The organism is Aquirufa sp. ROCK2-A2 (genome assembly GCF_054558485.1).
Genome location: NZ_JBPXKA010000013.1, coordinates 1 through 24,289 on the forward strand (window position 1 = coordinate 1; position 24,289 = coordinate 24,289).

Sequence of the window (24,289 nt, forward strand, 5' to 3'; positions counted from 1 at the left end):
CATGCATATTGCCTTCAATTAAAACCTATTAATCCCGAACAACCAAGAAATAAATTATTAACTTTAAACTAAATAAACCTGAAAGTTGAAAGAAAAGTGACAACCAAATTCAGGCAAGTACATACCTTTTACCTACTACCTTTTACCTCTTACCTATTACCTATTACCTATTACCTATTCCCTTACCTACTTCGCCACACACCTAAAACCAGTGTGCTGCAAACCGGAATCAGGGCTAGATTTCATGCGGGCGGAACTGCGGTAACTGGAGCAGTAACCATCGTTGCATAAAAAAGATCCACCACGCATGACACGTTTGAAAATGCCAGGCTCGTCCGGATCATAACTGTCTTTGGGGCCTTTGGGATTTAGTTTGGGGCTTTTTTGATAATAATCGTTGCGATACCAATCTGAACACCATTCCCAAACATTGCCTGCCATATCGTACAATCCAAAACCATTGGCAGGAAAAGATTTGACAGGTGCTGTGGTCGATTTATAACCGTCCAAAGCTTCGTCGAGGTAAGGAAATTTGCCTTGAAAACTGTTGGCTTTGTAGGGTTTTTGATCCACCGACTCGTTTCCCCATGGATAAATTTTATTTTTCAAGCCTCCACGCATGGCCCATTCCCATTCTGCTTCTGTGGGTAAACGTTTACCTGCCCAACGGGCATATGCTGAGGCATCATCCCAGGAAACATGTACAACAGGATGGTTTTCTCTGCCCAAAATAGAGGAATTGGGGCCTTCAGGGTGTTTCCAATCTGCTCCTTTTTTGAATTCCCACCATTGCGAAAAATCATTTAAATTAACAGGTCCAAGTGTCGGGACAAATACCAAAGAGCTCGGTACCAAAAGAGAATCCGCTGGCTTGGGTGTGCCTGGAGGCACTTGTTTGGAAATTTCCAACCAATCGATGGGCTTTTCAGCAGTCGTCAAGTAACCTGTCGCTTGAACAAATTCGGCAAATTGTGCATTGGTCACTTCTGTTTCATCCATCCAAAAACCATCCACTTGTACTTGGTGAAGCGGATATTCATCTGCTCGGCCTTGTGGGTCATGCGAACCCATGGAGAATATCCCGGCAGGAATTTTTTTCATTCCAGCATAGGTTTTTGTCTTTTGGCTAAGCGATTTTGGAGGAATTTTTAGTCCTTTGATTCTACTAGGGACAGGAACATGGCAAACGGGGATTTTGGATTGTCCCATCGTGTTCCAAGCAATAAAGATAAGAAGTAGAATTTTTTTCATGAATGATACATGGCTAAGCTAGTATTGCATATGATGGCCATCTTAACAATTTGGACGGCAAATTAGTTAAAAGGTGAACAAAAATAAAGAATGAATATCTTTTTACTTTTTCCACATCAAATTTACAAGGATATTCTGCAGCTCGAAAAGGCGACGACCTATTATTTAATCGAATCCGATCTGTATTTTAATCAATTTCCATTTCATCAACAAAAATTAATTTTCCATCGGTCAAGCTTAAAATATTACGAAGAATTACTCCTTCAAAATGGCTTACAAGTTCATTATATAGAAGCCAAAAGCCCCTTTGCGAAATTGGAGCATTTAATCCCCCATCTGCAATCGGAGGGATTATCTCAATTGTCTATTTTTGAGCCCCATGATTATTGGCTAAAAAAGCAATTGATGAATTTGTGTCCGGAGCTAATCACCTTTCACCCAAGCCCCAATTTTTTATGTCAAGATCCTGCTGTCCTCGGTGAAAAAAAGACTTATTTCCAAACGGCTTTTTACATTCAGCAACGCAAAGATTGGAACATTTTAATGGATTCGGAACAAAATCCTGTTGGTGGACAATGGTCATTTGATACCGAAAATCGAAAAAAAATCCCAAAAAACACCTTTATTCCAGCGCCCTTTCCTCATCAAGAACCGAATAAATATGTCTTGGAAGCGGTTCACTATGTAAACAAGGAATTTCCGAATAATCCAGGAAGTACAGAGGCTCCATTTTCAGGTGATTATTATCCCTGCACGCATAAAGAGGCGGAAGCAGCACTCGAGTTATTTGTCAGTGAGCGCATTGAGCAATTTGGTATATATGAAGACGCTATCAAAAAAGATGAGAGTACCTTGTTTCATAGTTTATTAAGTCCTTTAATCAATGTTGGCTTGCTTCATCCAACGCAAGTAATGGAAAGAGTCGTTGCTGCTGATGCTCCGATCAACTCCATAGAAGGATTTATTCGACAAATTATCGGCTGGCGGGAATTTGTTCAATTGCTGTATGATAAAATTGGGAGTCGGCAAAGAACCACTAATTATTGGGCATTCTCCCGCCCGATGCCCGCTGTTTTTTACACAGGTGAAACGGGCATTCTGCCTGTCGATAATGCCATCCAGCGATTATTAAAAACCGGCTATAACCACCATATTGAACGATTAATGGTACTTGGGAATTTTATGCTCCTTTGTGAAATCCACCCAGATGCGGTTTATCAATGGTTCATGGAAATGTATATAGATGCTTACGATTGGGTGATGGTGCCCAATGTTTATGGGATGTCGCAATTTAGTGATGGCGGCCGAATGACCACCAAGCCGTATATCTGTGGTTCCAATTATATCATGAAAATGAGCGATTATCCCAACGGGGAATGGCAGGCAATTTGGGACGGATTATTTTGGCGATTTTTGGATAAACAACGAAGCACATTTTCCAAAAATCCAAGATGGGCGATGCTAATCAGCACATGGGATAAAATGCCTTTGGAAAAAAAGAATACTCATTTAAGCCATGCGAATAATTATTTGGAGACTCTTTTCAAAGATGTTTCTTAAGTTGATTCCAAAAAGAGAAAAAACTTAGAAAATGTCCCTCAATACCTTCCCTCATGTAGGGATAAGGTTCTCTAATTCCTTCAAAATGCGAATTGACGGGATGATGTTGAAAAATTCCTTGTACAGCTAAATCGGAATAAGCCCCGAAATACACTTGAATGTCAGGGATGTTTTTGGCCAAGTCCAAGATAAACTTCAAAGACTTCGGAGAAATAGGATGTCTTTTGAAATGCTCTGGCTCGAGGACCAAGATGCGATTTCCTTTTTCTTCCGCATGAAACAAAGGGTCAAGTGTGTAATGTGTATAAATAAAGGTGGGGAAGTCGGGATTTATCAATGGAAACGGGGTACTTGGAATTTCAAATGACACATGGAAACGAATGTTCTTTTTCAAAACATCAGGAAGGGGCAATTGGGTCAATTGTTCATAGTCAACATCTAAAAATGTGCCTCTTTGATTGCTTTGGGTGTATTTATTGATGTTTTCCTGATTGGCATAGTAGAGTTTGTTACTAAATGTACCAGCGCACCATTGCCAACTAAGGGCATTGCTGGCCAAATCGCCATCCAATAAGTGGTAGTACATCCAATCAGCTAAATTCCGCCAATGGTATTTCCCCACATTACAGCCAATGGAAGCCAAATACATGCGCAAATGATTGTGTAAATAGCCTGATTGAGGAAATTCGGATAGGTGTTGATCCAGTACGTTTATTCCGGTGGACGCTTCGACGAAAGCGCTTGGCATCGCATTGGAATGAACATTTTCTTGAGGATGACGAATATCGTCAAAAATCTTATCCCCCATTTCCATCCACTTTCGGGTATAAAATTCTCTCCAAGCTAGTTCTTGGACAAATTTTTCCATGTCGGAAATCTGAAAACCCCGATCTTGCAATCGCTTCAAAACGAACTGAATGTTAATGATTCCACGAGACAAGTAAGGCGATAAATAGGATACTCCTCCAGAAATGAAATTCCGAGTTCGGCCATATTGAATAGGGTCAAATTCGTCGATGCGCTGATAGATGGAAGGTAAATCGGTGGGAAAGAGCATTAGCGCTTACTGATTTTGTTCAAACTAATACTTCTTTGTAAGGTACATTTAAAACGTTTGGTGTCTGAGATTCTTTTCATCAGGTGTTTGGTTGTTCTGCCCGACATTCTTTTTCTCCACATTTTAAAACTGGATGATTTCGAATTAAGACGCATGAATTCAATCACCTCTTTTTCTTTTAGCCCAAATTGAAATTCAATGGCTTCAAAAGGTGTTCGATCTTCCCAAGCCATTTGGATGATACGGTCAGCATCTTCCACTGAAAATCTATTTTGTTCTTCTACACTTTTCACCACAATAAATGATTTGGTCCCAATTCTTTTCCCATTTTTTTCTCCAAGAAAAAGGTCTTTGACATTTGGGGCATATTTTTGAAGGTAAATGTTGTTTTTTGACTCCCTTCATAAAATTGATGGAAATGGAATTTGATTGTTAAACCAAATAATGGAATAAATGTTTGAATGCGAATTAAGAGTTGAAATATTCATTATTATTTCAACATTCAATATAGCATTGCCATTTATTGGCTAATTCATTTTCTAAGGCATTTCTTTTTTTTAGAAAAAAAGAAACAAAAAAACTTATTTTCTGCCCGTTAATCCAAGACGAATCCGCAAGCGGCACGATTTTCACTACGCTTTCGGCTATTTTCTTTGACCCTGACGCACATCGCCCATGCGCATTGTCAAAGCTCCGCCTACCGCTTCGCTCAAATCTTTCGTCGGATTAACCGATAGTATCGACATAAAATTAGCTTTCAGAACAAACGTTTTTGTGATTACAAACAGTGGCTTTAGGTGATTGCTGAGCTTGTCGAAGTATCGAAGCCCAAAGCGGTAATTAAGAGATTAATCATTGGAAATTTCAACCCTTAATTCTCCTTATTAGGTATTAGTTTTTTAAATTACCTTTTACCTAATACCTATTCCCTATCAATACAATTTATTGGCTAATTCATTTTCTAAGGCATTTCTTTTTTTTAGAAAAAAAGAAACAAAAAAACTTATTTTCTGCCAGTTAATCCAAGACGAATCCGCAAGCGGCACGATTTTCACTACGCTTTCGGCTATTTTCTTTGACCCTGACGCACAACGCCCATGCGCATTGTCAAAGCTCCGCCTACCGCTTCGCTCAAATCTTTCGTCGGATTAACCATTAAAGACGAGATTATTTAGCTTTCAAAACAATTTTTTTTTGATTGCAGAAGGCGGCTGTGCACGGTTATTGAGCCTGTCGATTTTTAAAGGCTATGTTTATGATGATTTCTACAACGAACAGCACGAAAAAAATAATTAGAAGTTTTAACCGTTAATTCACATTTTGAATATTTCTCCACAAAAATAAGTTGAGCAATATTCAAACCTCACAAAAATACTGATAAACAAAATAAGTTAATTGATTTTACTACAATCGATAATTAACTCCAATTGTTCCAATAAAGAATTGATCTGTAATCGTATAATTCACGAAGGCTTTCGCTTGGAAATGCTTGTTTATATCATAGGTAACTGTTTCAGCAAGGCCTGTCAGATTTCCTCTATCTAAGTAATAAACTTGACTTAAATAATTCCACTTATCGCGATGGTAATTACCATTCAAGGCAGCCAATGCGGCATTAAAGTCTACATTTCGACCATTCCCGTTTAACACAAATAAACCCAAATTAAACTTTTCTGTCAGAGGATAAGACAGTGTCAATTCTTGTCCAAACAAACTATTGACAGAATAATCTTCCATTATTTGCATGGCCGGAATATGTAAACCGAAAGTAGTTTTAAATTTTTTATCAATCAATTTGTATCGGGTAATCAAAACGACGGTATTGGGAGTCATGCTTTTCAAACGCATCATATACATTAAATGACCCGTTAATTTTCTGCTTGGATTTGTTCCTGCATTGATAATAAGATTGGGTTCTTTTGAGGTAAAGGCTGGAATAAAGGAAAATCCGCCCGAACTTAATTCAATGCTCCCTGTTTGGGACATTAAAGAAGTACTAAAAGACAAAAAAAGAAGGATGAATAAAAGTTTTTTCATTAGGCCGATTATATAAATTGAATTTAAATAACAAATATAATCATTTTGATACAATAGGTATTGTCCATCATTTAAGTTACCTTACTTATTAATCCCCAACGGCGTCAGGTCTGACGTCATTTCTCTTTAAATAATTTGACATTATCCTTCTTTTGTCAAGTTTTTGCATGTTTGAATTTCTCGAAAATCAATGATTATGCCTTACAAAAGTGTAGCTCTATGTATTTTATTTAAATTATTGCCTAATTGTCTAATTGCTCAACAAGCGATTACTAGTAGTGGTAGGATCATTGGGAACCCAACAGGAAGTATCCATTGGGTCATTGGACAAATAAATTACGAATCGGCTAGTCCAACAAATACACTAAGCCGCGGTGTCTTACAAGTTTATAGTTACCTATCTGTCAGCGAAACATTGCAAATAAAAGTGGGTCCAAATCCAGTAAATGACCTATTAACCCTACACATTCAGTGAAATTTGATAGCTAATTTATCGTATCAATTAGTTGATTTATTTGGACAAGAAATAGAAAATAAGCCCATATTGAACATCGACACCATCATCCAAATGAAAGAATATCGGACGGGGATGTATCTCTTGCTAATTCATTGCGCACTACAGCAACCAATAGCACTTAAAATCATCAAATTATGAACCTGAATCAAACGAAAACAGCCTTAGTTCTGTTGTTATTTCTCTTTTAAACGGTTAGGCGCTAGTCAAATAGTCTAGCATTTCAATGAAGTTTACTTAACATTTTGACCAATAATCTTCTAACAATTCGAATGATGAAGGAATTGGCTTTGTGAGCACGAGTCGTTTTACTCATTAAATCAAACTCAGGCATGGAAACTCGATCAATGTGATAGATCGCCGCCATATTATTTTCTTTGGCAAACGAAGAATCTTGTAAAAAAGCCCTACAATTAATCCATGTAGGTGCTTCAAAATCTTGTTTAACATGCTGATAAACATCCACACTAGAAAACTCTAGACTATGGATAACATCATTTACCTTAACAAATTTAAATCCTTGGTAAAGCACGGTATAAAATTGATAAATCGAATGGTCAAAAGAATACCAAGTCAATCTATTGATAACCGATTCTGTATCATACCAATTAAGCCAATGTAAAAATGCACTAACATCTGAGGAATAATAAACGGGTATGTCCCACCACCAGTTATAGAAATTATAATCAAATGTTAAGCGTTTGATTTTTTCATGATCTTCTATCGGAACTAATTCCGTTGCGGAAGATTGCATAATTTTTTTCGCATCCCGCATAGTTGAAGTTAAACCCCCACCAAACCAGATTTTTCTATTCAATAATTTATGGCAAATACTGGACCAATCCTGGGTAAGTAAAATTGTTTCAGCGTCGATGCAAATCAAAAAATCAAATTGGGATTTTAACTGATCAATGGCGACAAATTTTTTGAATGTTGGGAAACTTCTTTTCTCCAAAAGGCGCTCCAATTGATTATTTGTGTATATATCTTCTAAAATTATACTTAGACATGATAATTTTTGTTCTTTACATACTTCACTAATAAAGAGTTGTTCATCTTCATGAGTGGTAAAAACAAAACATACTTGTATTTCTAATAATAAAGATTGGTAATATAAATATTGTCCATATTTAAAATCCGGTGGATAAATGGGGCATATTAAAACAAATTGATTATCCTTCATAGATAAAGGGTTTTATTGGATATTGGAATGTAGCGAAACGGTTCCTATATAATTGCAGAAAAATAAATTATTCTAAGGGCAAGACCAAATGTATAAAATTAGAAAGACTCTGAATGAAAATGATAGATATCAGTTACACTTTTTTGAGTAAACCCTGTTTTTTTATATAAAGAACAGGCCTTAAGATTGTTTAGCTGGGTGATAAAGTTACTTGCTTCACAATTCATTTCCATAAAGTAATTTAAACAGGATTGAACTAACTTTGTTCCAATTGATTTGCCTCTTGATTCTGTTTCAACTGCCATTATTCCCCCAAAACCTATATTGTCTTTTATGTAGGCTGTCATAAATCCTTCCACACGATTATTATCCATATAAACGATAATAAAATCCGCTAACTCTTTCGTTAGTGATTTTCTCATCCATTCTAAATACATTTTTTTGTAAATAGATTCATCCAAATTCGGATCGTTTTTAAACCTTGAAAATTCCGCCGCCTGCAAAACAAGTGTACTAAAATCAGATAAATGTATCCCTGTTGTTTCAAATAGTATGACCAATTTGTCATCTTCTAATTTATATGGATTTTTATCCAATTCTTTTTCAAACACCACCTTTTGATCCACCAAATAGGCGCCTGAAGAATTTAAAATTTCTTTACTTACGGCATCTTCGTGTGATGCAAAAAAATAGACAAGGTCGTATTTATATAGCTTAATTTCCATCAAAATTAAATCCATTTCTTCTTTGGAAATATGATCAGCATCAACCGTACCTACTTTTATTTCAAAAAAACTCGTATCCCATTCTTTTAAGCTTAGTTTATTTTTCATGTCTATTATTGGTAAACAATTCCGTTAATTTTTCAGCATTTTTGATTTTACTAAAATTTTCCAATGCAAAGTTTCTACAATTTTCACTCATTAATTGATAAGCAGGATCATCCAAATTAATGATCGTTTGAATCCCCTTGGCTAAGTCAGCAACATCACCAAGCTTAGATCTATATCCCGTATGACCAGTTATGACCAAATCAAATGCAACTCCCATTTCAAATGAAACTACCGGTGTTCCACACATGACTGATTGATTAATCATGGTTGGGCCAGCATCCTCTATCGACGGACAAACAAATACATCTGCCGCCTGATAAGCCTCCGCTGTATGATCTGGAGTCGTAAGCCAACCTAAATAATGGTAATCAAAAATTAACATTTCTTCGAGACTTTCGATATTACCTCCAGCGATTAATAACAAGATATTATTTTCAACATCTGTGTCTTTCAATTGCTCTTTTAAGATTTTGAGACTATCCAATAAACAACGCATTCCTTTACGCCTTTCACCCAATAACATGGAACCAAAAAAGATAATTTTTTTATCCACGGGCAGACCCATTTTTTGACGTAATGCTCGTTTATCGACCGGTTTAAAAATATCGGAATCGGTAGGAAGGAAGATTTTATGAATGGGTTTTTGGGAGAATAAAGAACTGGATTTAACCTGCCTTAATTGCAAATCAGCCCCCACAATAACATGGATATTAGTTAGGTCTGCATAGTATTTTTTAAATTTCCAATTCAAGTAGGATTGGTCATTACCATTGTTTGAATATAATGCAGGGCAATTTCCGCATTGTTTGGTGTATTCAATACAATCCCAAGCATAATGGCATACACCTGTGTAGGTGGCCATGTCCATAGGCATGATGTATATGTTAGAACCATAGATATTTTCAAACTCGTATAGGTTTTTATACGATAAAAATTTTTGTGAAAAGCAAAATAGTACAACAATTATATCAGGAATAAAACCCGCTTTCTTGATTATTTCTTCGCTCGAATAATAGGTAATCGTTTGATCAATATCTTGTACGATGTATTCAGAATTGTATTTTATTCTGACATCCTTCCATACTTTAAAACCAATGGCCAATGCATGTATTCTCCTTATAACTCGACTCAAATTGAAAAAAAACCTACTTTTCAATCCTTCAAAAAAAGTGTGGAGAGTAATAACATTCTTATCATCGTATGTATTCCAATTTTTAAAAAGCACTTTTACTTCATTCCCTTTTATTCTTTTTAGCCCGTCATATATATCAAAAGGCACAAATGTGGATCCTCGATATTTATTGTCTGCCCCCGAAATAATTAATATTTTCATTTTAAGCTATTTTTTTACCTTTTTGTAGGATGGTATCTACAATAAAATCTATCTCCATTGGCGTCAATTCGTAAAACATGGGTAACCTTAGCAAGCAATCAGAATATTGATCAGACATTGGTAAAATTCGATGATCATGTTTACGCTCATAATAAGGACTTTTATGCAAACTCAAATAATGAAATACGGATAAAATCCCTTTTTCTTTCAATTCCTCCTGAATGCTTTCGCGTTGGGCCATGCTGTTGAATACCAGATAGAACATATGAGCATTGTTCGTTGCAAAATCCGGAATGATAGGCATCGAAACGTTATTTCTGTTCGCCCAATCTTTTAATCCCGAATAATATTGATTCCAAATGCTAATTCGCTTTTGTTGAATATCGTCAAGATTTTCCAATTGTGCCCAAAGAAAAGCTGAAAGTATCTCGGAAGGTAGATAAGAGGATCCCAAATCAATCCATTCATATTTTTTTACTTCTCCCCTAGAAAAAGCTGATCGGTTGGTCCCTTTTTCCCAAATGGTTTCCGCCCGGCTATCAAATTGAGCATCATTAATTACCAACATACCCCCTTCACCGGATATGATGTTTTTGGTTTCATGAAAAGAAAAAGCGGCCAAATGACCAATGGACCCCAATGCTCTTTTTACCCCATCTCGACCAGTGTAAAAACTATTGATCGCTTGTGCAGCATCCTCTACAACAAATAGATTGTGTTTCTTCGCAATATCCATAATCTTATCCATATCGCAGGCAACACCCGCATAATGGACTGGCACAATCACTTTTGTTCTTGATGTCACCAATGATTCAATACTATCTTCATTGATACCTGGGGCGTCCATCCGACTATCTGCAAAAATAATGGTCGCACCTCTCAAAATAAAAGCATTTGCCGTAGAGGTAAACGTGTAAGATGGCATTATTACTTCATCGCCAGGCTGAATATCAACCAAAATAGCCGCCATTTCCAAAGCATCCGTACCAGATGTTGTTAATAGACATTTCCCAAATCCATATGTTTCTTTTAAAAAACTCTGACATTTTCTGGTGTATTCACCATTTCCGGAAAGCTTTCCAAGATAAACGGCGTTTTGTATATACTGTATTTCTTTACCCGATAGGTATGGTTTATTAAATGGAATTTGGTTTTTCATAAAAAGCTTTAATTTTCACAGATTCTACATATTCATTAGGTGTGCCACAAAAAACGAAATGCTTGATATCTTCAACATCACTTTTAATGATTAAACCTTTATTAATCAATACATTATAAAAAGGCGCTACATAGCACTCTTGAATTGCACTGTTCATGTATTCAGGACCAAAATCAATTATATATTTAATTTTATTAAAAAAATATAGTCCAGAAGAGCAATAATTGCTAATTCTTTGCTTTTCTGTGACGTTTTTAACTACTCCTATATTGTCAACAAAGCTCCAATGATTACCTTCAGCATGAAAAACTTCGATGTGCCCGTCACATTCATCATAGGTCCATTGATTTATTTTTCTAATCGTATCGCCATTGTAAACGGTTAAAGAATCGTTTTCAGTCCAAAATTCTTTCGCATTGGATAATCCCTGAATGACCGTATCGAATTGTCCAATGGTATTTTCAATTTCTACTATTTTGTATTCCCGAAATCTCATTTGAATTAGCAGATTATTGATGTAATCGTAATCATGATACTTTTTATTTAAGACAATCAATAACTTTTCATTTCTTGGAATGTAGTCGACTATCGTTGCAATGATGCTTTTATCTCCATAGTCCAATTTATATTTTACTTGTGCATATCCTTCCTTAAAAAATCTGCTCGAATCACCTGCAAGTGTAATTAAAATCATAATGCCTCAATTTTTTTGATGGTATTGATAAAAGAAGTTTGACGTTGTGTGGAATCATTATGAAGCGGTAACATGGAAAGAAACAAATTGATTAAACCCATTTGTAAGTCTATTTTTTCGATGTTAAATATTTCGCAAAAGAGATGTAATCTTTTTGATATTTCCTCGACTTTCAAACAAGGATCATCTTCTCGGCCAGCGATTAAAAAATCATAGCCCATCACATAACTATGAGCTAATTTATAATAGTCATAACAATCTGGCCCGTACATGGAGAACCCAACTGTTTTAGAGGTATATCCCCTCGGATCTATTAATTGAGGTTCAAGCGTTGAAAAATCAAGTAAAATATTACTGAAACACATGTCGCCATGCATGGGCGAATAATTATATGTTTTATTGCTAAAATAGACCCTGTTTTCTTCGATTTTTTGATGGATATAATCAACGTCCATTTGTAAACTTCCAACAATTTCAATTATTTGATTTTTTCTGTCGCTTAGTTTTTCAACCAAAAAGTTTGTTTGAGTGGCTGGTTCGAAATTAAATTTTTGCTCTTTCATAGTAAGAATCAATTTCTTAATGGAAACTAGAATTTGTATAAAAAAGGCATTTGATAATTTTCCAAAAACAAAAATATCACTCAGCGTAGGATGGTTTACATACTCAACTGAATAACTTGCCTCCTCATCTGACATGGAAAATTCTGTCACAAACGGCACATTAAGAGGCATGAAAACTTTAGCTGTTTCCAGCCATTTATATTCCGACCAAATTTTTAATTGATCCTTGCTACTTTTAATGATAAATCCGTCTTTAATGATCAGCTTATTGGATTCTCTGGATTCTAAAAATAATTTTCGAGAATGATAGTAAGAAGGCGAATTGCCGAAATCTAAACATTCAAATTGGGAATATGTGTGAATCTCATCGTCTGCTATAAATTTATCCAATAAATCCTTGAAATTTAGGCATCCATCCAAGTGTTCATGAAGTTGATGAATGGAAATCATCCAAGCTCCCACATTACCCTCTTTGAAAAAGAAATAATTTTCATTGGGATCAATTTCCCCCATATTTAGAAATAACGTATCGCCAAAATAGATGAAAATCCTTTGATTTAATTTGAAAAACCGAACGATTTCGTTTAACTCCTCCATTAAACTTAGACCAGGATCAATTTCAATTATTTTAATTGTTTGAGCAGGTGCTAAGTGGTAGCCTTTGGGAATGGTTACATATATTTCATCACAAAATTTTCCGATCGAGTCTAATTGGAGATCCAACAATCTTTTATTTTGTATGGGCAATTCAATCGGTAAAATTTCGCCAAATTGATCTTTAAGAGGACTTTCTATAAACTTACTTGATAGTATAACTCCTGTCATTTGTTAAATATTTCCCAACATTTTGTGAATATCCTCTTCTGACATACTAACAAATTCATCTGGACGAATCGATTTATCATCAACGTAAAAACCACCTTCTCCGCACCAAGGCTTCCCCATGATAAGGCCGTCATATTCCACATGATGTTTTTCAAGCCATTCGATTAAAACAGGAAGAGTATGTTTATTTATTTTTGAAATATCGCCATCATATGTTTTCATATTTCTGGCAGAAAATAACACAATCTCATAGCCACGGATTTTATATGCGTTTAACATATCCAGTACATCTTGTCTTATTTCTTTTTTAGAATAATCGTTTGAAGAATTGTGAATTGTAAGTGTATTATCAATGTCAACAATTATTTTTTTTGCCATGGGTCAAAAATTTAGAACGAAATTTATCAATATTAATTGGTAAATTCATTTTACAAAAGTATTTAAACTTTTGTTCACACAGAAATTTTATTCTTTTTCAACTTAAATAAGTCATTGGGGTTAATCCAACCAAAGACAACACAAAGCTTGAGTTAAGAATTTTATAAAAGCTCATGGTTTATCATTCATCTTTCTAATCGGTTGCATGATTAGGAAACCAATAAGCCAATAGCCACCAAACCTACCAAAATGATGGCCAGCATAAAGAGTCCAATTAAACCAATAAAAACAGCTGTTAAAAGTAGATTTTGGGTCCATTTATTGGAATGGAAAAACTGATTGAACGTCCAAAAGATTAAGATAGAATTGAATATATTTTTAATTAATTCGATCGTATCTGAAGAACTTGATCCTTTGAAAAAATAGAAAATAGGTAAAAAAAGTAGAAAGAAAACTGTTCGTTGACCCGCTAAAAAGGTATTCAAAATCAAATGCTCAAAATAATTATACCCCCGTTTTTTAAAGGCTAAAAAGGATGCTAAGGACAAAACGGGAAGAATCATTAAGTTCGAATATGCATAATGATTTCGAATCCAATGGATGATGTCTTTAACGGTAAGAATAAAGTTTTGAGTCTTTTGGGAATCGGCTTTTGAGGAGACCGTATCGGGAGACAATTCAAACGAAATTTTAGTATCGAAATCTTCTAGTTTTAACAAATGCGAAATAAGTACATATAAAGAAGACATGATAAACAAATAAGCAAATGGCTTAAAATGGTTAACCCGTTTCCCAGCTATGTATTCATTGATGGTGCGTCCTGGCCTAGAAAAAAGCTCTTTGGTCGTAAATAATATTCCCTTGTCAACATGCAACAAACTATGCTGTATTTCATGCAAAAAATAGGTGACCCCAAGGCTGTGAATGTGGGCGGATTGCCCACAATTACTGCAATAATTTCCTTCAATTGTATGGTTGCAATTTTTGCAAGAGATCATTCGGGAACTAATTATTTATCCAACAGTGATTAAACCCTCCATTTCTAAATTTTCCTCTGCCTCCGCTGCATAATCAACTCCTGCAAAACCAAAACCAAATAAATTTAAGAAGTCGGATTTATACCCATTTAAATCTCCAATAGCTGCTAACGAATCTGTATCTGCTACTTTCCATAATTCCGCTACTTTTTCCTGCACATCTTCTCTCATTTCCCAATCATCAATGCGAATTCTTCCTTTATCATCCGTTGGAATAGCACCATCCACATAAAGTCTTTGGCTAAACAATCGCTGAATTTGTTCAATACATCCTTCGTGAATCCCTTTTTCTTTCATCAATTTGTACAACAATGAAATATACAATGGAATGACAGGGATTGCAGAACTAGCTTGAGTAACCAAGGCTTTATTAACCGAAACATAGGCATTGCCTCCAATTTGGGATAAATCCGCAGTAATTTTGGCAGCAGTCGCCTCTAAATGATTTTTCGCCATTCCAATGGTTCCTTTGCGATAAACCGCCTCCGTAACTTTAGGTCCAATGTATGAATAAGCAACTGTTTTGGCATTTTCCGACAATACATCTGCTTTTAACAAAGCATCCATCCACATTTGCCAATCTTCTCCACCCATTACTGCCACCGTATTTTCGATATCCTCTTCGGTACATGGCGCAATGGAAACCTGAGAAACAATTCCGGTGTGGAAATCAACCGTTTTGTCTGAAAAAGTATCTCCAATAGGTTTTAACACCGAACGGTGCAAAATCCCAGTGGTTGGATTCATTCGAACCGGAGATGCCAAACTATAAATAACTAAATCAATTTTGCCTAAATCAGCTTTAATCAAGTCGATGGTCTGATTTTTAACCTCATTTGAAAAAGCGTCGCCATTGATACTTTTGGCATAAAGTCCCGCTTTTTCAGCTTGTTCATGAAAAGCTAAGCTATTGTAATAACCAGGAGAAGCTGTTTTCCCAGCTTGAGGAGCCTTTTCGAAAAATACTCCAATAGTGGAAGCATTGGAACCAAAAGCACTGGCAATACGAGAAGAAAGTCCGAAACCCGTAGACGCTCCAATCACTAACACATTTTTGGGTCCTTCTATATGTCCTTTCGATTGGATGTAATTTATTTGATTAATTACATTCTGTTCGCAACCTTTTGGGTGGGAAGTCAAACAGATAAATCCCCTCATTCTTGGTTCAATAATCATATCTTTTCAATTTTTTGTTTTGCAAATATAAAGCATGTGCATTAATCCATAAGCATGTTGAAATAAACAAATTATCTCTAGCCTCAGATGGTACGAATTAATTTAGCAGGGACACCCCCGAAAATGGCATTATTGGGAACATCCTTGTTCACCACAGCTCCAGCGGCAACAATGGCATTTTCACCAATGGTGACTCCCGGTAAAATCACCGCTCCCGCACCAATCCAAGCGTTCTTTTTGATAAGAATCGATTTCAAGTCTAAATCTTTCCTGTTTTTTGGATCAATGGGATGATTTTCTGTCACCAATTTTACTTGAGGTCCAATCAATACATCATCTTCAATGGTAATTCCGCCCAAATCCAAAAAAGAACAATCGTGATTGATAAATACATTTTCCCCTATCCGTGTGTGTTTCCCAAAATTGGTATGAAAAGGCGTAAAAACAGTGGTGTTTTCTGAAATTACTTGCCCGATCATCTCCGATAATAGGACTCTTGCCTGAGACACATCCGTGGAAGCATTTAAGTTTACAGACAATTCGCGTGTTTGGGATACCACTTCCCATAAGCGACTAATTTCAGGATCATTTTGCTTAATAATCCCACCACTTTTCATTCGGTCAAATATTGTCATTGTTTTCAATTAGCTAATTTTCGCCCCCAAGTTATCATTTTCAATTCAAGCTTTTTGGATTTTCATGCATTTTTTGATCCAAACTTGTAAAAGAATTTTCGCTTACATTCGACTAGTTTTACCACAGGATTGTATATTGCGAGGCATTTCCGCTTAAACCTAATTTGATGATGACCCCATTTATTCCCAATGATTCCCTTGAATGGGAAGTGTTAGAAGAAAAAGTCCGAAGAAAAGTACTTTCCTATGACCCCAGTTTAATGTTGGTCAAAGTTGAATTTTTGGCAGGGGCTGTAGGGCAAATTCATCAACATGAACACGTACAAATCAGCTATGTGGAATCTGGAGTTTTTGAAATTGAAATAAATCAACAAAAGCAAATCCTCCGCAAAGGTGATACCTTTCATGTGCCTTCCAATGTGCTTCATGGAGCCCTTTGCCTAGAAGATGGCGCGCTGATTGATGCATTTAGTCCCATGCGAGCCGATTTTATTAAATAATATACCTTTTATCATCATGACACTTATTACTGTAAAAGCTCTCATAAATGCCCCCTTATCGAAGGTTTGGGAATGTTGGACCGAAGAAAAACACATCATCAACTGGAATTTTGCTAGCCCCGATTGGCATTGTCCGGAAGCCAACAATTCATTGAAAGTAGGCGAAGAATTTCATTATACCATGGCCGCTAGAGACGGATCCTTTAGTTTCGATTTTTGGGGGACTTACCAAAACATTGAATGGCAGAAAAGCCTTGACATCCTTTTAGGCGATCAACGTAAGTTATCCATTCACTTTGAGAAAGTCGATGCTGGAACTCAAGTGGTAGAACACTTTGAACCCGAAAATCAAAATCCGCCAGAGATGCAACAAGAAGGTTGGCAAATGATTTTGGATAATTTTAAAAGTTATGTGGAGAAAGTACCCTTCGACAATTGATTGACTACGCAAAAAATCTGATTAAAAATCCCTTTAAACATGAAAACGGACATCAAATCTAACAGAAATTTATTACTAGGGATTCTCTTTGTTATTCATCATTTAGCAATCGGTCAAACCGCTAATCAAGATTCGAGTAAATACCAAATTCTCTCAAATTTAATTTATGGTTCCGCAACCGATCATCGAAATGAGTTGGATATTTATTTGCCAAAAAATCATTCAAAAAAGACTCCAATGGTTGTTTTTATACATGGTGGATTTTGGGCCAAAGGAAGTAAACAACAATTACCCAAGCCTTTGATCGATTTATTAGTAGGCGAAAAAGGTTATGCCATGGCTTCTATCAATTATCGTTTTGTGAAGGCTGGTGCCAATAAATATCCAACACAAATGGATGATGTGGTTCTTGCTATGAATTATTTATCGAGCAAAGCAGATAGTCTTGGATACAAAAAAAGATCGTTTGCCATGATAGGCGCAAGCGCAGGGGCACATTTAGCTTTGATGTATGCTTATGCCAATGATCCCCAAAAAATGACCAAAACGGTTATTGATATTGTTGGACCAACTGATTTAGCGGATTCGGTGGTTCGGGGCCGACAAGGGATTGCGGATGCCACCATTAGCTATTTTCTAGGCAATCCAGATCCTAAAGCTGATATCGCGAAAACATCTAGTCCAATCTTTCAATTGACTAAAAAAACAGGAGTTCCAACCATTATTTTCCATGGAGAAAAGGACGAATTAGTGGATGTCCATCAGGCAAAAAATTTACACCAACGTCTACTGCAATTGGGTTTTAAAACCGAAATGTATTTATACTCTAATGAAACGCATGAAATGAAAAAGAGCTTGCCAGACGTATTTATCAAAACCGCCGCTTGGTTGGAAAAAATCTACCCGATTCTTTAATCAATCAACATTTGCTCCACTTGAAAAAGCGTACTAGATTTGGGATCAAAAGTGATTTTAACAGCCGCCATTTCTGCATCACCAAATACATTAATTCGAGTGAAATTCATCAAGGTTTCTTTGTAATTATTGATTAAAATGGGCTTGTCGGTAATGAAACGATGGGAGTCTCCGTTAACTAAAAATACTTGTTTCCCGTATTTTTGGGTAAGCTCCGTCAGTTTTTCAACTATTTTAACAAAACCTTTGCTTGGTTTCATGTCTTTGTAAAACATATCTGCTTGTGTAAAAAGCACCAATCCTTTTTTGTCGGATGCCTTGTGGAAAACATCCTCCAACCAAGCCAAATTGGCCTTTTCTCTATCAACAAATTCCTGATTTTCGGATTCTACTTCTTTGTAATTATTGTTGGAACCCACCAAATGAATGGTTGCAAATTGAATTCCGGCATAGGTCCAAGCATTATTTTCCACATATTTTTCATATCCTGCCGACTTGGATTGAGGCGTTAATTGAATTTTGCGTTTCCCAAAACTTTTGTCCGATTGAAAAAACATCTTCCGAAGCACTTCCAATCGCTCATTGGGATTATATTCTCCCGCCGCTTTCCGATTGCAATCAGTCCATTCATTATCGCCCGGAGTATAAATCAAAGGTGATTCAAAGGTTTCAAAATAGGCATGCATTTTCTCAAAATATTCATTGGAACAAAGGCTCGAGCCCGATTTGAAATCACCCACATGCACAATAAAATGCGGATTTTCTTTATTCAATTGTGCAATTAATCGCTCAAATTTCGGATAATCTGCGGGAACATGATAAGGCATATCACCAAAAGCCACAAAAGTAAATTTTTTGTTTTGGCCAAATGCGACATTCAAAATCAACAGGAAACAAATAGCCAACAGGGAACGAGAGAACTTCATAGAATCAAGGTTTAATTCCTTGAAATTAGGCATTTATTGCGAAATAATCTTTTGTTCGTGACGAATCCAACGAACGATGGATCAAAATCTCCTATTATTTTTGTCTTCTTTTTCGATAAAATGATGATCGGTAATTAAAATAATGATTGAATATGCATTAAATTCGACAATTAAGAATCTGAAAATCCGATTTAACCCTAGATGAACAAACCATTATTCACTTTATTAATGCTCTTTTGTTTTTCCTTTTATGGGCAAAATTTAGGAAAAGGAATTAATCTAGGCAATATGTTTGAAGCTCCAACAGAAACGGCTTGGGGAAATCCTTACAAAGAAGAATATATATCAAAAATTGCGGAGCTTGGTTTCAACCACATTAGGGTTCCTATCCGTTGGGATGTTCCAGAAAGAACTCAATTAACTCCTCCTTACACCGTAAATCCTGAATTTCTGCTTCGAATCAAATCAGTCATCGACTTGGCTTTGAGCAAGAATTTATATGTGATTATCAACATGCATCATCATGAAGAATTATTTACGGACCCTGCAAAAGCGAAGCCCCGTTTTATTCAACAATGGGCACAAATCGCCAATTATTTCAAAGGCTATAATGATCGACTTTTATTTGAGGTATTGAATGAACCACATGATCAATTAACTCCCGCATTATGGAATGTTTATTTCGCGGAAGCTTTAGCAGAAATTCGAAAAACGAATCCGATCAGAAAGGTGTTGGTTGGGACCGCTTCTTATGGAGGAATTGCCGGAGTAAAGGATCTTATTTTACCCAATGACCCTAACTTAATTTTAACGATACATTATTATAATCCATTTAATTTCACCCATCAAGGTGCTGATTGGGCAGGGAATAAAGATAAATACATCGGTACAAAATGGGAGGATTTGTCGTGGGAAAGAAATCAAATTACTTCTGAATTTGAATTTGCGATCAAATGGGCGAAACAAAAAAATATCCCCTTGCATATCGGCGAATTTGGGTCTTATGAACTTGCTGATATGGATAGTAGAGCGAATTGGACCACATTTCTGGCTCGTTGGTTGGAAACCCAAGGCCTAAGTTGGGCCTATTGGGAATTTTCTGCCGGTTTTGGAATTTACAACCCATCTACAAAAACCTATAAAACGCCATTGGTCAATGCCTTACTAAAAAATCCACTTCTCTCTCCTAAAATTTTACCTACCAAAAATATCTATGAATTAAAATCTTCCGCAGGTTGGAACTTAAATTTGAATTCGGGTGCCAATGGAAATTTATCCTCCCTCACTTCTGGATTAAAAATTAATTTACTGAAGACAACGGGTACAGCTTGGCATATTCAATTAACCAAATCAGGTTTCCCTTTGGCGTATCAAAAAAGATATATAGTCCGATTAAAAGCATCCGCAGATAAAGATATTTCCATCACGGCCTACATGGGAAAATCGTCTAACCCTTACAATGCTTATAGCGCTTATAACAATTTGACTTTTGAGCCCACAGAAAAAGAATACACCTTCATTTTTACGATGAACGAACTTTTTGATCCCAATGCAAGAATTAGCTTTGATTTAGGTACGCAAATCGGTAGCATCGCGATTACATCGCTGACCGTTGATGAGGTAGTAGAAGATTTGATATTGGAAAACTCGTTTGAACCGCAAAAAAGTCTCGTTTATCCGAATCCATTTAATGAAAGACTAAAAATCAACAGCCTTGGACCCAATATGGTGCGTTTGATGGACTTTCAGGGAAAAACCCTTCTATATGCAAAACAAGAAAACGTTAACGAAGATCTGAATACTTCCCACTGGAAAGCAGGAATATATTTTCTGCAAATTATTAACATGGAAACAGGCCTAACAGAAACCCACAAACTAATCAAAGAAAACCTAGGAGTTGATTAAAAAGAAATCTGTATTCCTATTTTCTCTCTTCCTAAAACTCCACAATAAATCCAATCGTTGGAGTCACTTGAGCTCTGTCATTCAAAAACTGGGTAGGAATGGCATTACTTCCGTCTTTGGCAATGGGCAAACCGTTGGTAGTCGCAAAGGCTGAATTATCTTCCACGCGTTTAAAGGTGTAGGTTGGTACGCCTGGATTCACCGCTATGTACCAATTCGTCACATCCAAAAACACGTCTATGGTCGTTTTCTTCAAATTGTATTTCTTATCAATCCGAACATCACTTGAATGAAAATTGGGTAATCGTTGAGAATTCAATTGGCTATAATCAAAGACACCTTGTCCCAAAGTTAAGTAACTAGAGCGAGAAGAAACTTCGTCGTAAGGACTATAAGGAGCTCCGCCTTGGTAACGAAAACGTAATCCTAACTCCCAATTCTTTGGAAATTTGTAGCCCCAAGTTACACTCAATAAATGTTGATTATCCCAACTGGAGGCAATTAAATTGCCATCAAAACCGCTGTACATGCTTCGGTAAAACGTGTAGGATAAGATCCCAAAAAACTTATCCGTCAATTTCTTTTGAGCGAAAAATTCAAAACCATAAGCACGACCTTTACCGCTGGTCGTGACATCTTCATTACCCAAGACATTAAAATCGCCCCCTAAATTGGCTAATGAAATTCCTTTTCGATTCGAAATTGGAACATTGTTATAGTCCTTGACAAATGCTTCAGCTGTAAATCGCAATGACTCATCATGTAAATATTCTACACCGGCTACAAAATGATCGCTTTGTTGGTACTTACTGTCTTGATTTACCAACTGGGGACTCACAGGTGCAAAACTCGAATACGTGGGATTTGGATAGCTCGAATTAGCGTATCCTAAAATCGTATATGGCGCTAATTTATAATACCTTCCAACCGAAGCATTGGCAGTCCATTTGTCGGATAAGACATAACTCAAAGAGATCCGTGGCGACAAGGTTTCCATGGGATCAGAGCCCGTGGTGGTAAAACTATTCATATCTGTTCGCAAACCTGCGCTTAGGCCTAATTTGGAATCAAAAAAGGTTTTGGATAATTGTGCAAATGCTCCATATTTCCACAAAGAATTCAAAGGACTTTCATAGAATATCGTTGTTGGAAAAGCTATTTTAATCGCTGGATTGGGCGTTACATTATTCAGAACTTGGTAGGTACTGTTGGAATAATCGACCAACTGAGCGGATAAACCATAATTGATTTTCCAACCATTGGAATTTTTATTGACGTCTATACGCAGCTTATTTTCGGTTTCTCTGGATCGGTAATCCAAATTCAATTGAGCTGGGTCTTTTTTTAAATTATCTTCGTATCTCAGGAAATTATTGTCAAATACATTTCGACTCAGTGCAATATTTAAATAGCCATTGTCCAATAATTTTTTCAAGGACATTCCTAACGTATAATTCCACTGATTGATCAAAGGATTCGAATTGTAGATATACAATTTTTCGGGAGTTGCCTTTTTTAAAGTTCCAAAAGAAAAATCATCAATGGCACCTAAACCCATGAAGGAAAGCGTGGTGGAAGAGTTGATTTGCTTGGTTATTTTAAACTGCGCATCCCAGAAATTCGGACGAATGGGCAAATCCAATGCTTGAAATAAAAATTGTAAATAGGACCGTCTAACTGACGCCAAAAAGGTTGTTTTACCTGATTTAGACAAAGGTCCTTCGGTGGTTAACGCAAATTCGGTTGCACTCAAGCGTGCATTTCCTTGAAATTTATTGGGATTTCCCGATCGCTGTTTGAATTGAAAAACAGAACTTAAAGCATTGTCGTAACGAGCATCAAAAGCCGAGGAACTCAACTTAACATCTTCAATAAACGACACATTTAAAATCCCTTGAGGGCCACCGCTACTTCCCTGGGTTTGAAAGTGGTTTAACACAGGTATTTCGATTCCATCTAAATAATACACATTTTCATTGGGTCCGCCTCCACGAATAATAATGTCATTTCGAAAGCCTCCTCCTTGTGGGCCGCCACCAACACCGGGTAATGTTTGGATCACTTTACTAACATCAAAATTGCCCCCTGGATTACTCTTTATTTCTTCGGTGGTTAAGCGTTGAACGCTCAAAGGAGATTCTAAAGTAGCAGCCTTGGCTGTCCGCCTATTTTGTGTAACGACTACTTCGTTTAATTGTTGATTGTTGGGATTTAACTCGATAGTCAGATAATTCTCATTACCTGAATTAACAATGATATTAAAAGCCGTTAATTTTTCATAGCCTACGGCTGAAAAATGAATATTGTATGTTTTTAATGCCAAACCCGTTAAACGAAATTCTCCATTTTCGTTCGCAGCTGTTCCTTTGGTAGAATTATCTAACAAAATGGATACGCCTACAATGGGCTTTTGAGTTAGTTTATCAATGATTTTTCCAGAAATACGACCGTTATTTTGTGCGAAAATGGAAAAAGAAATGAATAGCAGTAGGAGTGTTTTTTTCATAACAACATCTAAACCCAAAAACCGTAGGAATTGTTTTAAAGCGGTAAGCGTTGTTAGTGATTAGTTATTAGTTATTAGTGTTGTCTTTTCCTGAAAATAGGCAGACTAATTATTTTACTAACAACTAATAACTAAACACTAAAACCTTATACCTATTACCTATCAATGCAATTTATTGGCTAATTCATTTTCTATGGCATTTCTTTTTTTGAAAAAAAAGAAACAAAAAAACGTATTAGTCGCAAGTTAATCCAAGACGAATCAGCAAGCTGACCGATTTTCAATCGCTCTCGGCTATTTTCTTTGACCCTGACGCACATGGCCCTTGCGCATTGTCAAAGCTCCGCCTACCGCTACGTTCAAATCTTTCGTCGGATTAACCGCAAATTCCTTTATAAGTTCTAAAATAGAATTAATAGATTTATCTCAGCTCGGTTCCTGAGCCTGTCACAGGAATTTTCAACCCTTAATTCACATTATTACCTATTAACTTTTACCTACTACCTATTACCTTTTACCTATTACCTATCAATGCAATTTTCTGGCTAATTCATTTTCTATGGCATTTCTTTTTTTGAAAAAAAAGAAACAAAAAAACTTACTAGTCGCAAGTTAAACAAGACGAATCAGCAAACTGACCGATTTTCAATCGCTCTCGGCTATTTTCTTTGACCCTGACGCACATCGCCCTTGCGCATTGTCAAAGCTCCGCCTACCGCTACGTTCCAATCTTTCGTCGGATTAACCGTACATCTCGAGATTATTTAATTTCTGAAAAATGTTTTCGTGATTACTAACGATGGCTGTGCACGCTTACAATGAAACATCCTTAATAGTCGGGTTGAATAATCTTTGTGTCCATT

General features: G+C 36.3%; 23 protein-coding genes. 6 read left to right on the forward strand and 17 right to left on the reverse strand.

All coding sequences use genetic code 11. From position 1 onward, the window contains the following. Window positions 1-186: 186 nt before the first annotated feature. Window positions 187-1,251 carry a formylglycine-generating enzyme family protein gene (locus V7S76_RS12645; protein ID WP_459510491.1) on the reverse strand — a complete coding sequence of 355 codons (1,065 nt, stop codon included), beginning with the start codon at window positions 1,249-1,251 and terminating at the stop codon, window positions 187-189. Between the two features lie 90 nt (window positions 1,252-1,341). Here V7S76_RS12645 and V7S76_RS12650 point away from each other — a divergent pair, with 90 nt between their 5' ends. Next, on the forward strand, window positions 1,342-2,811 hold the full coding sequence (locus V7S76_RS12650) for a cryptochrome/photolyase family protein (RefSeq protein WP_459510492.1): 1,470 nt from the start codon (window positions 1,342-1,344) through the stop codon (window positions 2,809-2,811). On the opposite strand, the gene V7S76_RS12655 is transcribed toward V7S76_RS12650, so the two are convergent. The 4 genes from V7S76_RS12655 to V7S76_RS12670 form a co-directional block, all read right to left on the reverse strand. Next, entirely contained in the window at window positions 2,795-3,868 is a 1,074-nt protein-coding gene (locus V7S76_RS12655) for an FAD-binding domain-containing protein (protein ID WP_459510493.1), read from the reverse strand. The two genes, V7S76_RS12650 and V7S76_RS12655, sit on opposite strands and share 17 nt — an antisense overlap. Then, a complete protein-coding gene (locus V7S76_RS12660) occupies window positions 3,868-4,161 on the reverse strand; it encodes a TIGR03643 family protein (RefSeq protein WP_459510494.1) in 294 nt (97 codons plus the stop codon). The genes V7S76_RS12655 and V7S76_RS12660 overlap by 1 nt, the downstream gene beginning before the upstream one ends. Then, window positions 4,136-4,273: a DUF2256 domain-containing protein gene (locus V7S76_RS12665; protein WP_459510495.1), complete on the reverse strand. Its 138-nt coding sequence runs from the start codon at window positions 4,271-4,273 to the stop codon at window positions 4,136-4,138. Before V7S76_RS12665 ends, V7S76_RS12660 begins: the two co-directional genes overlap by 26 nt. Window positions 4,274-5,272: 999 nt before the next feature. Beyond that, on the reverse strand, window positions 5,273-5,905 hold the full coding sequence (locus tag V7S76_RS12670; RefSeq protein ID WP_459510496.1) for a hypothetical protein: 633 nt from the start codon (window positions 5,903-5,905) through the stop codon (window positions 5,273-5,275). Window positions 5,906-6,101: 196 nt separating this feature from the next. Here V7S76_RS12670 and V7S76_RS12675 point away from each other — a divergent pair, with 196 nt between their 5' ends. Further along, window positions 6,102-6,380 carry a hypothetical protein gene (locus tag V7S76_RS12675; RefSeq protein WP_459510497.1) on the forward strand — a complete coding sequence of 93 codons (279 nt, stop codon included), beginning with the start codon at window positions 6,102-6,104 and terminating at the stop codon, window positions 6,378-6,380. A gap of 262 nt (window positions 6,381-6,642) precedes the next feature. Here the strand turns inward: V7S76_RS12675 and V7S76_RS12680 are convergent, their stop codons facing one another. The 10 genes from V7S76_RS12680 to V7S76_RS12725 all read right to left on the reverse strand — a co-directional run bounded on the left by V7S76_RS12680 (window position 6,643) and on the right by V7S76_RS12725 (window position 16,235). After that, entirely contained in the window at window positions 6,643-7,602 is a 960-nt protein-coding gene (locus tag V7S76_RS12680; RefSeq protein WP_459510498.1) for a hypothetical protein, read from the reverse strand. Between the two features lie 98 nt (window positions 7,603-7,700). Beyond that, window positions 7,701-8,435: a GNAT family N-acetyltransferase gene (locus V7S76_RS12685; RefSeq protein ID WP_459510499.1), complete on the reverse strand. Its 735-nt coding sequence runs from the start codon at window positions 8,433-8,435 to the stop codon at window positions 7,701-7,703. After that, window positions 8,425-9,768, reverse strand: coding sequence for a glycosyltransferase (locus tag V7S76_RS12690; protein WP_459510500.1), 1,344 nt, complete (start codon window positions 9,766-9,768; stop codon window positions 8,425-8,427). Before V7S76_RS12690 ends, V7S76_RS12685 begins: the two co-directional genes overlap by 11 nt. Before the next feature lies 1 nt (window position 9,769). Continuing rightward, a complete protein-coding gene (gene rffA, locus V7S76_RS12695; RefSeq protein ID WP_459510501.1) occupies window positions 9,770-10,927 on the reverse strand; it encodes a dTDP-4-amino-4,6-dideoxygalactose transaminase in 1,158 nt (385 codons plus the stop codon). Next, window positions 10,905-11,621, reverse strand: a complete 717-nt coding sequence (locus V7S76_RS12700) for a glycosyltransferase family protein (protein WP_459510502.1) — start codon at window positions 11,619-11,621, stop codon at window positions 10,905-10,907. Before V7S76_RS12700 ends, rffA begins: the two co-directional genes overlap by 23 nt. Further along, entirely contained in the window at window positions 11,618-13,009 is a 1,392-nt protein-coding gene (locus tag V7S76_RS12705; protein WP_459510503.1) for a hypothetical protein, read from the reverse strand. Before V7S76_RS12705 ends, V7S76_RS12700 begins: the two co-directional genes overlap by 4 nt. 3 nt (window positions 13,010-13,012) lie before the next feature. Next, window positions 13,013-13,387, reverse strand: coding sequence for a phosphatase domain-containing protein (locus tag V7S76_RS12710; RefSeq protein WP_459510504.1), 375 nt, complete (start codon window positions 13,385-13,387; stop codon window positions 13,013-13,015). Window positions 13,388-13,596: 209 nt separating this feature from the next. Then, window positions 13,597-14,385, reverse strand: a complete 789-nt coding sequence (locus tag V7S76_RS12715; protein WP_459510505.1) for a DUF3667 domain-containing protein — start codon at window positions 14,383-14,385, stop codon at window positions 13,597-13,599. 15 nt (window positions 14,386-14,400) lie between these two features. Further along, a complete protein-coding gene (gene fabV / locus V7S76_RS12720) occupies window positions 14,401-15,600 on the reverse strand; it encodes an enoyl-ACP reductase FabV (protein ID WP_459510507.1) in 1,200 nt (399 codons plus the stop codon). A gap of 83 nt (window positions 15,601-15,683) precedes the next feature. Next, window positions 15,684-16,235, reverse strand: a complete 552-nt coding sequence (locus V7S76_RS12725) for a sugar O-acetyltransferase (RefSeq protein ID WP_459510537.1) — start codon at window positions 16,233-16,235, stop codon at window positions 15,684-15,686. A gap of 167 nt (window positions 16,236-16,402) precedes the next feature. Here V7S76_RS12725 and V7S76_RS12730 point away from each other — a divergent pair, with 167 nt between their 5' ends. From V7S76_RS12730 to V7S76_RS12740, 3 genes are read left to right on the forward strand one after another with little or no spacing between them, the layout of a single operon-like run. Next, the gene (locus tag V7S76_RS12730; RefSeq protein ID WP_459510508.1) at window positions 16,403-16,735 is read left to right on the forward strand and encodes a cupin domain-containing protein; all 333 of its coding nucleotides are present in this window, start codon (window positions 16,403-16,405) and stop codon (window positions 16,733-16,735) included. Window positions 16,736-16,751: 16 nt separating this feature from the next. Further along, window positions 16,752-17,174 carry an SRPBCC domain-containing protein gene (locus V7S76_RS12735; protein ID WP_459510509.1) on the forward strand — a complete coding sequence of 141 codons (423 nt, stop codon included), beginning with the start codon at window positions 16,752-16,754 and terminating at the stop codon, window positions 17,172-17,174. A 39-nt stretch (window positions 17,175-17,213) separates the two neighbouring features. Further along, window positions 17,214-18,089: an alpha/beta hydrolase fold domain-containing protein gene (locus V7S76_RS12740; protein WP_459510511.1), complete on the forward strand. Its 876-nt coding sequence runs from the start codon at window positions 17,214-17,216 to the stop codon at window positions 18,087-18,089. On the opposite strand, the gene V7S76_RS12745 is transcribed toward V7S76_RS12740, so the two are convergent. Continuing rightward, window positions 18,086-19,015, reverse strand: coding sequence for a metallophosphoesterase (locus V7S76_RS12745; RefSeq protein WP_459510513.1), 930 nt, complete (start codon window positions 19,013-19,015; stop codon window positions 18,086-18,088). The two genes, V7S76_RS12740 and V7S76_RS12745, sit on opposite strands and share 4 nt — an antisense overlap. Before the next feature lie 201 nt (window positions 19,016-19,216). On the opposite strand from V7S76_RS12745, the gene V7S76_RS12750 reads away from it, so the two are divergent. Continuing rightward, window positions 19,217-20,920, forward strand: coding sequence for a cellulase family glycosylhydrolase (locus V7S76_RS12750; RefSeq protein ID WP_459510515.1), 1,704 nt, complete (start codon window positions 19,217-19,219; stop codon window positions 20,918-20,920). A gap of 31 nt (window positions 20,921-20,951) precedes the next feature. Here the strand turns inward: V7S76_RS12750 and V7S76_RS12755 are convergent, their stop codons facing one another. Beyond that, window positions 20,952-23,426, reverse strand: a complete 2,475-nt coding sequence (locus V7S76_RS12755) for a TonB-dependent receptor (RefSeq protein ID WP_459510516.1) — start codon at window positions 23,424-23,426, stop codon at window positions 20,952-20,954. Window positions 23,427-24,289 lie beyond the last annotated feature (863 nt).